Raw genomic sequence first — 11,219 nt, forward strand, 5'->3', positions numbered from 1 at the left:
TCAGACAGCGATAGCCAGAGTCGTGAAAGAGAATCATGATGAGCATGATTTCAGCCTTTGACATCGTGGAATCACGGTGATATGGGCTCTTATTGGTTGGTTTTAGCGTGTATTTTGCCATCATTGCGTCATAAAACTTGCAGAAGTCGTCTGCCATACAAAATATTTCCGCAACTTTGTCCTCGGTGATCATAGCGATTTTTGTTTGTATTTCTTTGTAAATCAGTACTATAAAGTTACAACAAATTTCGCTAATCACCAAATTTACAGACACTTATAATTCATCGAACTCACGTTAATATAAAGGTATTGACTATTTCTGACAGGAACGAATCCGTGGGTGATAGTTTTGTAGAGGGCCCATATTGCGCTCTTGCAGAGCTTAGATTACACATCGTACCATTATATTTCGCATTTAAGGCACTGCGCAATCATACGCTGCCGGCACTTACATTGTACCCCATGCCATGATAATAAGGTGTTGATGTGACCTGCAAAACGAGTGCTTCAGCACTTGCCCCATACATCGCAGGGCGGCAATAGGGCATCCATGCACCCTATCGTGCAACACTTTCGGGGATTCTCCGTGCCTTTGGTAAACGTTCAAATAGCCATGCGTTATGACAGGAAAGGAGGGAGGACAGTGTGCTTACTCGGGCACATAAATGATTTGTCCGTTTTCCAGCTGGTAAGCAGTGCCTAACCGTTTGCCTTTCGCACCATTGTTATCGGTGGTTTCTCCCGAGGCTTTATACGTGTTTATCTGCTTTCCTTGCTTTGTAATTATCTCCATATTGTCCTTCCCTGGGTTTTTAACCACAGTAAAGTCCTCATTTCCGAAAACCTCGGTCATATTCATGTGCATCACCATAGCCACCATCAGAGAGACGGCAAACACCATGGCCACGTCAAACAGATTGACAACCACGCTCAGCGGGTCGGCATCATCATCTACTAAAAGACGGCTACCTCTTCTTCTACGGCTCATGGGTGTTCCTCCTTTAGATTCAATATGCGTGCCACGTAGTCGAGGTTGTTTACATCTTGGGCGAACCATCGTTGTTTCAACTGTAGGGTAAACAGGCCTACGGCACTGATAACCAGACCCACGACCGTTGCAGCAAAGACCACTTGCATGTTGTAGGCCATGCCGGAGATGTCGCCGGTGGAGAGGCCTACCAGTGCAGGACTCATGGAGATAAGCGTACCGATAAGTCCGAGAACAGGGCCTAACTTGGCCAGCAGGCGCGATAGATTCACCTCCTTGACAGTCTCAGTTTCATATTGGGTGATGAGATAGTCGGTATAGTCCTCATGGTCTTTGCCGTTGTCGAGCATGTCTTTCAGATAACGGACGTACAGGGAGTCGGTCTTCTGGGGCAGGCTTTCCTTGAGGTTTTCGATACCGTCGGGGGTAAGGTCTTTTATGAGATGGTTGAAGCACTGATTGTTTCTGCGGCGCAGCATGAAGCCATTGTAAGTGCCGCCAAGCAGCACAAGGGCGCGCAGAAAGAAGAGAATCAACAAGATGATGTCGGGAATCAGCAGACTGTTGGCTATCCCGAAAAGGGCACGTGATATATATTCCATTGGTTAAATGTATGATTTTATGATTTACGAAAAAGCCATCTGTAACGGCTGAGAAGCCACCCTAAGCCGAAAAGGAGCGCGAAACCGCCCAATGTAAATGTGAGGGCGATCCAATCGACAGGATGCTCTTTCACGGCGTAGACTATCTTTCCATTCTCTGTCGCTATCAGTCCGAGGATGCAGATAAAGAGCGAAAGCAGCAGATGAACCTCCACCCGATGGTCGCGTTCGGGCAGAAGAAAGCGAAAACTCTCGGCGATGAGTGGCAGCAAAAGTACCACCGCGCCGGCAAAAAGCCATGCCGTGAGGCCGAAATCAACACCCACCGCGGCGAAAAGCGTCTGGGTAAGGAGGTAGAATACGAGGGGAAACATAAGCAGCCCCGGGTACCAAAAGAGCACCTTCGCCCACCATTTGTTGCGTATCGTGTGGTCATCGTTTTGCAGATACGTGAGTGTAAAAGCCAAACAAAACACCGATTCGATGGTCACAATAATAGCCATGTTTTGTAAAACAGCGGTATTTTGCAGGTAGTCGGCTATGCGAGTCTTGGATTGGAGCATGGCGTAATCCATGCTCCAATAGGCAAAACCGCCTAAGACAAGGCTGTAAATGATGCGCTGCCACCACTGCCACAGACTGAGTTTCATGACGCAGTTGAGAAAGATGAACAGCAGAAGTACATAGATAATCTGTTCCATGACACGAGGTTAAGTGGCCTATCGCTCGTTTTTACGTTTACGACGGAGAATCAACAGCATGACGATAAAAGCAGCAAAAACCACGGAAACGATGACGACACCGTTGAGTGAAGTACTCGTTTCGGCGGCATCTTCAGCAGCTTCTTCTGTCTCTTTCTTCATCACCATACTCTTACCGTTGGTCTTTCTTTGCGCGGCAACGGTCATCTGCCTGTTACGCTGCAGGTAAGTCTTTGCGCTTGCCGCAGGTGCTTTGCCCGCAATGAAGTCTTGCAGGGGATGGTTGTTTCCTTCGAACGATGAACCGGAAGGGCCGAAACGCGTAACGAGTTCGGTGTGGAGGGTGGCGATATCGGCCAACTGCTGTGGCGAAGCTTTCCAATAACCCTTGCGGGCAGTCTCCATCATGGTAGCGGTCATCTCTTCCATAGCAGTGGGATTCACCTTTGCAAACTGCTCCTTGATACCGAGGTCGTACTTGTCTTTGATATACACATTGTAGATTTCGTCCCACAACTCCTTGTCGATGTTCCGAGGCTTCATCACGTTCCATCCATAGGTATTTCTCACCATTTCGGCTATTTCATCGGTGGCGTTTTCACCACCGGATAGTGCACGTTTCACGTAAGATGGGTTAAGAATCTTCGTTCGGGCCTCAACGCCGATGGCCTCTTTGCTGTCCTGCATTCTGTAATTGTTGCGATTGCGGTAATCACAGAAGTAGGCCTCGGGGTCTTTGCCCGTCACATGACGCACAGCAAGACTGACTCCACCCATGAACTCATATACATGGTCGAGACTCAACGCGCCCCATGTGTTGTTCTGACGTGGCTGAACAACGACATCTGTGCGGGTGAGTGCAGCCCCAAAGGCCTCATGCACATCGTTCATCCAATGCTCTTCGTCGCCATAAAAGGCTCCCATATTGTTGATATAGGTCTCGGCTATCTGCCGCTCATTTGTCCAACGGTTGCCTTGTTCCACCATACCTTGAATGCCGGTGCCATAGCCTCCGCCTGCGCCCCCAAAGACACGATAGTGCGACAGCTCACGGGCTTCTTTCGGAGAAACACCTTTGTCGATAAGATAGCGTTCCGATGCTTCCACGCCAACTTTCACTTCATTGGTAAACTTGTCGTCGTCTGCCGCAGCTGCCATCTGCACAGCGCGCGTAATCAGAAAGAGACGGGAGGCAGCTAAGTCGCGCAACTGCCCCGAAGTCTGTACCACCACGTCGATACGAGGTCTGCCGAGAGCCGACGAAGGAATGAGTTTGATGTCGCTTACACGGCCATATCGGTCTCTCACCGGTTCTACTCCGAGCATGTAAAGCACCTGTGCAATGGTAGCACCACCTGTCTGTATGAACTCGCCCGACCACAGAGTGTAACTTACTTTACGAGGATATTCACCCCGATGCTTTCTCCTATATTCGTCGATGGTATTCTTGGCCAAGGCGATACCTTTCTCCCACGCATCCGGGGTAGGAGTCTCTTCGGCATTGATGGCAAAGAGATTTCTACCGGTCGGCAAAGTATTAGGATTGAGGATGAGGTCTCCACCGGGGGAAGAAGCAGTATATCCGCCATTCAAAGCATTGACAAGAGAAGCCAACTCCAAACTCGGACTCTTTACGAGCAGGTCTTTATACTGGCCGATGTTTCTCAATGAAGTCTCCACTTCGGTTACAGCATGGGCAAACTCAATATCCTTGGGGTTTAATGCGTCGGTTTCGGTTGTATGCTGCCTGCCCGCTGATGTGCTGCCCATTTGCTTTTTAAGGCCTTCTTCCATCTTCTTCAAGGCTTCAGGGCTGGCTCCCATCTTCTTGGCCACTGCCAACATACGGGTAGGGTCTTTCTTTGCCAGCATCTTGCGCATCTGGTATCTCATGAATTTGGCTATGGGGCTGTTAGACGGAGCAGGCACTTCCATATCCTTATTCTCCATCTTTCCCATCATACCGCCATGGGCTTTACCCTCGTGCTTCTTATCTTTCCGCGATGCCGCCATCATCATGGCCATCATGCCCTTAGGCATATTCTTCTTTTCTTCTATATCATGAGCTTTTTGCAGTTGAGCAGTGGTGAGACCGGTGATGAGCAATAGCTGTCCATCGGTGAGCGATGAGGGATTGGTATAGAAGCGATTCACCAGCGATTCGGCCTTCTTCAGATATAAGGCGTTGAATTTTGCCTTGTGTAAATACAGGTCTGCGGGTGCTTTTCCTTGCTGTTTGTCGAATGAATAAAGACTATATGCAATGGGATCGACTGTCATAGAGAAAATAGTAGACCGTATATCTTCCTGCGAATAGGGAACTCCCATGACATAAGGCGTGTCCGTTATCTTCTCAGAGGACAGTTCTTCGGCATAATCGGCCAATCGTTGTAGGTCGGTATCGTTGTAAACTTTCTTCAAATCGCCATCCAATCCCAAGTCTTTATGTATGCCTAACTGTATGGCAAGCTGCTTGGCTTCCACAGCGAGGGCATGCTTATTGCCCTTGTTATTGAAGTAAGCAGAGAGTTTATCCTCTAAGTTCTTGTAGGTGTTGCGTAGCTCACTCTCGTGAAAAGCCGGTGTAAGATACGACAACAGACCAGCATATGAGCGTCGTTTGGCTATCATTGCCTCACCCACATTATCAATCGTATAATAATAGAAGTGTGGAAGTGCGCCCACGAGCCTGTCCGGCCAGTCATTGTTAGACAAGGCCACTTGCTTCTGCGGGGTAAATTCCAGACTGCCATGGGTACCGAAATGCAGCAATGCATCTGCTTTAAATCCGTATTGTATCCAAAGATACGGGGCAATATAGCTATGCGGCGGCACCTTGTCTGTTCCGTGAACAATCTTGAAAACGTCCTTCCCTTCACCGGCCAAGGGCTGCGGTATGAGGACGATATTTCCGTATCTGATGCGTGGAAAGGCCAGACGACCATCTGCTGTCTTTAGTTTGTTGTGGTCTCCGGGGAACTTTCCAAACTCCTTATCTACGTCTTCTATCTTTTGTTTGCGCAGGGAGGCATGCGTCCAGCTGTCGTATTCCTGTTTGGTCACCAGCTGTGGATGCCCTGTTTTCATGTATCGGGCGACATCGCCTTCAGCAAACGAGTTAAATAAAGAGCCTTCCCGAGCTATTTGTTGCTTGAATTCAGTGAGTGAAGCTGGTAGTCCCGATAGGTTATAACCTTCTTTTTTAAGGTTTAAAAGTGTGTTATAGAGCGATTGGACTACATTCATTCCGCTGGCTACAAGATTGCTTTGTCCCGGTCCTTTGAAGTAAACGATGGCCAGCCGCTTGTCTTTGTTCTTCTTGGAGGTAAGGCGCGAATAGTTATTCACAGTCTTGATGAATGTTTCCAAACGTTCGGGAATGGCATACGGATGCAGCAATCCGTTCTTGTCGCGTGTGAGACCAAACAGTGCTGTGGTACGTATCGCACCGTCAATCTCGGGCATAACTACGCTTTGCGACAAGAAACCACCCATCATTCCGCGAGGGTCTTTCTCCCAATCATCGGTCAATGCGTTTACATCCATTGGGTCAAAAAGCAATATATTGTTGGCTTTGAGGTATTGCACAACATCGTCTCCCAACCTTCCATGTGCGCTGTTGATGACCATATCGGGACGTATTTGCCGAATGAAGTCTGCCATATTCATAAACGAAGACACGGGATAAACGTTGTATCCCTCTTTCACCAACGCACGAACGAGGTCTGTGGGGTCGGTTACCGCACCCGAAACAACCACTTTTTTAGCACCTTCCCTGAAAAGGCCGTGCGTCTTCATGTATTTCTCATAGCTGCTTACGGAGGTAAACTCCAACTCTTCTTCCTCGTCATTGTCTGTAGGGAAGAAGAGATAATCCGAGGGTTTCTGTTCCGGTTTCTCCGGTGTTCCGGTGAAAATAATCTTCCCGTCCACGTTTCTACGTAAGAAACTGAGCAGACTTCGGTTGTTCTTCCGCCTGCCACCCATCATGTATTTCTGTATGAGCGCTGTCTCTTCTACGGTGAAATTGGAAATATCGTTGTCCGGATTGGTGGCCATCATGGTATAGACGGGTACTCCTTCATTGGCTGTCTCTTGTATCTGCTGCCGTTGTTCGGCCGTTATATTGAACCCCATGCCGTTGATGAGCACTACATCGTAATCGTCCAACGACCCCAACTCGTCGGTCTTCACATCATAGAGTTTGATGAACGGGTTATCGTCGGCCTGCGATAAGGCCTGCATCATAACGGGTTGAAAGTTTACAAGTGCGATTTTCGTGCGGCTCAACCATATATCATAGAAGCCCACAAACAAGGCTAAGAGTACGCCTAACCATATTTTTCTATGTTTTTTAAACCCAAGTTTCTGCTTTATCTTCCACATATCATTGTCGTTTTATTGTCGGAATGCCATCTTTTTATAAGTGTTTGAAGAGTTGTTCCAATTCCACGGCTACGCCCACGGTGAACGAGGTGCCTGTGGTGAATGGCGAATTGTATTGGTATACTTTCGGTCGATAGTTGAAAAGATTGTCTATACCCAAAGTAATCTGAAAGGCCTGATAGAGCCGTTGCTGCACGATAAGCCTCCAAAGACTGTATGCGGCCGAAGTGGTTTTCCTATAAGTCTTGGTCGCGGTGTCCAACGTACTGTATGTTCCTTCCGACAGATAACGGCCGTTGAGTGTAACACTCATCTCATAGTGTTTGAAAGTCTTTCTGTAATCCACCTGTGCTGTGAATGTGTGCGGACGCGAATCAGACGTTATCGGCATGTTATGACGTGTGAACTCGTGGAAATAGGCGTAAGAGAGTTTTGCTCCGAAACCGCACGAATAGCGTGCCACCACTGTGGCATCTACGCTGGCAAGGCTGGTTCCTTCCACATTGTAGTAGGCCATTGCGCCCTTTCCTGCATCCAAGGCAGGGTTCCAGATGGTAGATATTTCGTTGTCCAAGATGTTGTAATACCCTGTCAGTGTGAAGCAATAATTGCGATGAACGTATTCTGCGGAGGTCGAAAAGCTGTTGCTCGTTTCTGCTTTCAGGTCTTTATTACCATATATATAGAATACATTTGCCATATTGAAATTCATGTACATCTCTTTCAGAGTAGGCGCTCTGAAGCCTCTGGAATAAGACCCACGCACTTTTAAGTTGTTCAACGAATACATTCCCGCTATTTTCGGTGTCAGTTGCCACCCATAACCCGAGAAGTAATCGCTGCGTAAACCGGCCACGATATTCCAATGATGAGCGATATTCCAGTCAGCTTGTGCAAAGATATCGGTCGAGAATTGTCTGTGTGATCCCCCATTCACAAACTGATAGGTTTGCAGATAATTGGCCATCATATCTCCGCCCATCGTCAGCGAAAGGTCTTTGTCGAAGGCATGGGTATAGAGTGCGCGTAGGGAGTTTTGCACATTTTTATAGTTGAGTATGTCTTTTTTCGTTACAGGATAGAAGTCGCTTTTATCGTATCTATCAAAGTTATAAGACACATCGAGCACGTCTTTCTCGCTCAATGTACCTGCAAAGCGTAGCCCTCCGAGGAAGTCTCTCGAGCGGTCTTTGCTATACGCCGACACGTTGCGCTCATGGAAATAATAGCCGGCCTTACCCGTCAACGATGTCTTGTCCGACCATTTGTAGACCAATTTGTCCTTAAAGTTCCACTGTCGGTTGCCATACACTTGTGTGCTGTCTGCACGCCCTTTATCAAAAACGGTATAAGATTTCATCCGGTCGGTCTGTATGTTCAGCAGGTTGGAGAACCGCCCTGTGCGCGACCCTACCTCCGCTCCGTGGCGTTGTGTACCGTATTTGCTCTCGAAATGAGTGTTGAGGTGAACGGTCAGCGGGTCAGCTGCCGACTTTGTAATGATATTGATGACAGCCCCCACGGCATTGGAGCCATATAATGCGGAGGCTGCTCCTTTCACGATTTCGATACGCTCGATGTTGTCTACATTCAATCTTCTGTAGTCCACATTGTCGAGTGTCTCACCGGCAAGACGTTCCCCATCGACGAGGAAAAGCAACGAGAGACCGCTCAATCCCTGCATTTTCAACACTTCCTGACGGTTCATGGCATACGAATATTCTATGCCCGGAAGCTCTGCTTCCAGTACATCTCGGATATTCGTGGCATCGAGCTTCCGTATATCGGCAGCCGTTATTACCCGTGTTACCACAGGGGTATTGGCCAGCGTCTTCTTCGTCATGGTGCCGGTCACTGTGACCGCACCTAAGTTGATGAGGTCTTCTTTCATATACATTTTTACTTCCGTTGTGGCCGACGATGACACTTTGACGGTACACCGTTCATAACCGATAAGCATAGCCGTAAGCGTATATTTGCCCGAAGGCACGTTGAGCGTGAATCGCCCCTCTTTGTCTGCCTGCGTGGCATATTTCTTTCCCTCGGTCATCACATAGGCAAAAGGCACGGGCTTGTTGCCATCTGTTACCACGATGCCATGTATCGGGTCGGCGAAAATCCGCATTGAGAAGAAGAGCAGACCTGCAAACAGTGGTAAAAGTCTTTTAGTCATGGTATCAATCCTTGAATTTTACGGGATAGATATAATCAAAGGAAATATATCCTTTGATGTTGTATTTGTTGGGATTGGCAAACCCTGTGAAGCGAATCGCTGCTATCGTCTTGTCTTTCATCAGTAGGAGATACACTTTCTCGGAGGGCTTGTAAGTAGGAGGCATTGTGCTCATATTTACATCAAGCCATTTTCCTAGCTCTTTGTTCTTTGGCGTATTAGCATAAATCACTTTGCCTTGCATCATGCCGGACATATCTATAATGATGCGGTCTGCGACATCGGGTTTAAACGAAGCATCCGACGGACGCGCATAGGTACCGTTTCCGGCATCGCGTCGGAAAGTCTCCAAGTCAGCGTAGGCCGTTTCTAATGCCGCACCGCCATTGGTTTTGCAGTCGTAGCGGTGTAATGCGAAGTGCCATTCGACAGGTATATCAGCCGTGTTGTCATAGAGAAGGGTTTTCTGTGACCCGTTTTTCAGGTCGAGATATACCCAGTTTGTGTATTCTGTGGCATTGATGTTGGTATACGTATTGTCTTTTTTGTGTTGCGAGGGGTCGCCCTCGGAAGGGTCGTCATAGATGTTATCACATGACAGGAACGATAGTACAATCGTCCCTGTCATGATGGATAAGCATAGCGACTGTAAGAGGTTTCGTCTCATAGTCGGTATTGATGTTTCGTGCTTCGTTGGTGAAAACTCAGTGGTTAGTTAGCAAAGAACTGCTCAAAAGCCTGTAACACCTCCTCGTGAACAGACTGCCGAGAGGGAGACGGAGGAGTTCCGAGCTTGAAGACCATGTTCAATCCGCCCATTACTGCCGGTGCCGTAAAGGTAAGTTCCGCAGCTTTCTTGGTCGTACTGATGGTTCCTTTCAGCGTGCAGGCATACTCTTTCTTAGGACCAGAGCCCATTCCCATGAGCGATTTGCCTGTTCCTTCGAGTTCGTAGTTAGCATCTTTCTTGGTGATTTTCACGTTATCAATCGTGCTTATACCAAAGGTCTTTCCGTCTAATACCACCTTTGCGGTCTTGTTGTCTGTATTGGCCGTTATCGATACGGTAACGTCTTTCTCGGTCATGCCGGCAAACATTGCGGAGGAAGCAGTGAGATAGCCTTTATAGACATCGGCCACCAGCATCGGTAAAGGTGCCGAACCGTTGTTTACCGTTATCTCCAATCCGCCCATTGCAGCAGGAACGGTAAAGATAAGGTTGTAGGTTTTCTTGTCTTTACTGATGCTTCCTTTCACGTTGCAATCGTATTCTGTAGCAGCACCGCCACCATGCGGAGCGATGGAAGCCTTACCCATGCCTGCTAAAATGTATTGGTTGTCTTTCAGCACAAAGGTGGTCGAGGGGATGGTCATTGTGCCGAAAACGCCCATAGAGGCATAAACAATCTTTACGGTACCATCAACATTGGCTGTTATCTGCACTTTTTGATTATCCAATGCCATACCCGAAGGCATGTATTTGAATGTGGCTTTAGCCCAACCTTGATAGGTTCCTTCAGGAGAACCGGTTGTAACGGGGTCGTCTTTGTCATCGCCGCATGCGGTAAATGTGAGTACTGCAATCAGGAGAAAGAGGCCTTTCTCCAACCAAGTTAGTTTTTTCATATCATTCTTATTTTAGTTGTAGGTCTTATTTCAGTTCAAAAATACGCGTTTATGGCATACTGCGCAATACCTAAAAACGATTAAATTTCCCCGTACCGGCCGATAAGCATGTCATTCGTCGTTGAGAAAACGAAGACTGGTCTCCCTCTCTCTTGTTTCCGAAACACTTGTGTAAGAGTGGTATAGAAATGCTGCTGCGTATGGTTCGCCGCTTGCCCTGTGTACGCTGGATATATGTGTATGAATCACTGTTAGACGGCGTTCTTTCCTCCCGATGACAACCTTTTACATACCTATTTATGAGGATAAATCTTTATTTCAGGGAGGAAGGGGATGGCGGAAAGGCAAGACACAACTGTCCGCCACCCAGCAACGGGCAGGATATATGTCCATGAATGATATGTCGAAAAGAAGAGCGGATAAGAGAGAAGGAGCCAGATGAGAGGGTTTGTCGTAATCTACTGATATACAAACGCATATAAGTGAAAATGGGAAGGCATAGCTTTTCACTTTACAAATTATATATAATAATAGGTAAGTACCTATGGGCAATTTGTTTAATGAATACATTACAAAATTATAGCATTATCAGTATTCTCGGTCTGTTTTGGTAGTATGTGGCAGCTTGTGGCGTCGTTACGGAGACAAAAGAGACAACAAAATGACAGAAAACAAGTCGGGCGGACAGTTTTTCTGGTGAAAACCGTCCGCCCGTTGTCGTTCCTTTTTGTTTCTCGGATTTT

7 protein-coding genes and 1 pseudogene are annotated in these 11,219 nt (G+C 47.5%); all 8 read right to left on the reverse strand.

Going from position 1 to position 11,219, the window contains the following annotated elements; genetic code table 11:
• A pseudogene (locus tag H164_RS0113640) lies at positions 1-193 on the reverse strand (IS982 family transposase); the annotation flags it as partial.
• A 456-nt stretch (positions 194-649) separates the two neighbouring features.
• Positions 650-988 (reverse strand): DUF2149 domain-containing protein, encoded by a 339-nt coding sequence (locus tag H164_RS0113645; RefSeq protein ID WP_006950051.1) that lies wholly within the window; start codon positions 986-988, stop codon positions 650-652.
• Positions 985-1,590, reverse strand: coding sequence for a MotA/TolQ/ExbB proton channel family protein (locus tag H164_RS0113650; RefSeq protein ID WP_019969141.1), 606 nt, complete (start codon positions 1,588-1,590; stop codon positions 985-987). Before H164_RS0113650 ends, H164_RS0113645 begins: the two co-directional genes overlap by 4 nt.
• A gap of 17 nt (positions 1,591-1,607) precedes the next feature.
• On the reverse strand, positions 1,608-2,291 hold the full coding sequence (locus H164_RS0113655; RefSeq protein ID WP_019969142.1) for a hypothetical protein: 684 nt from the start codon (positions 2,289-2,291) through the stop codon (positions 1,608-1,610).
• 18 nt (positions 2,292-2,309) lie between these two features.
• Positions 2,310-6,677 (reverse strand): cobaltochelatase subunit CobN, encoded by a 4,368-nt coding sequence (locus tag H164_RS0113660; RefSeq protein ID WP_019969143.1) that lies wholly within the window; start codon positions 6,675-6,677, stop codon positions 2,310-2,312.
• Between the two features lie 34 nt (positions 6,678-6,711).
• A complete protein-coding gene (locus tag H164_RS0113665) occupies positions 6,712-8,850 on the reverse strand; it encodes a TonB-dependent receptor (RefSeq protein ID WP_025830404.1) in 2,139 nt (712 codons plus the stop codon).
• Between the two features lie 4 nt (positions 8,851-8,854).
• Positions 8,855-9,517, reverse strand: coding sequence for an HmuY family protein (locus H164_RS0113670; protein ID WP_025830405.1), 663 nt, complete (start codon positions 9,515-9,517; stop codon positions 8,855-8,857).
• 44 nt (positions 9,518-9,561) lie between these two features.
• Positions 9,562-10,476, reverse strand: a complete 915-nt coding sequence (locus H164_RS0113675) for a calycin-like domain-containing protein (RefSeq protein ID WP_026356388.1) — start codon at positions 10,474-10,476, stop codon at positions 9,562-9,564.
• Positions 10,477-11,219 lie beyond the last annotated feature (743 nt).

Origin of the sequence: Segatella maculosa DSM 19339 = JCM 15638 (assembly GCF_000382385.1) — a bacterium.
GTDB lineage: Bacteria > Bacteroidota > Bacteroidia > Bacteroidales > Bacteroidaceae > Prevotella > Prevotella maculosa.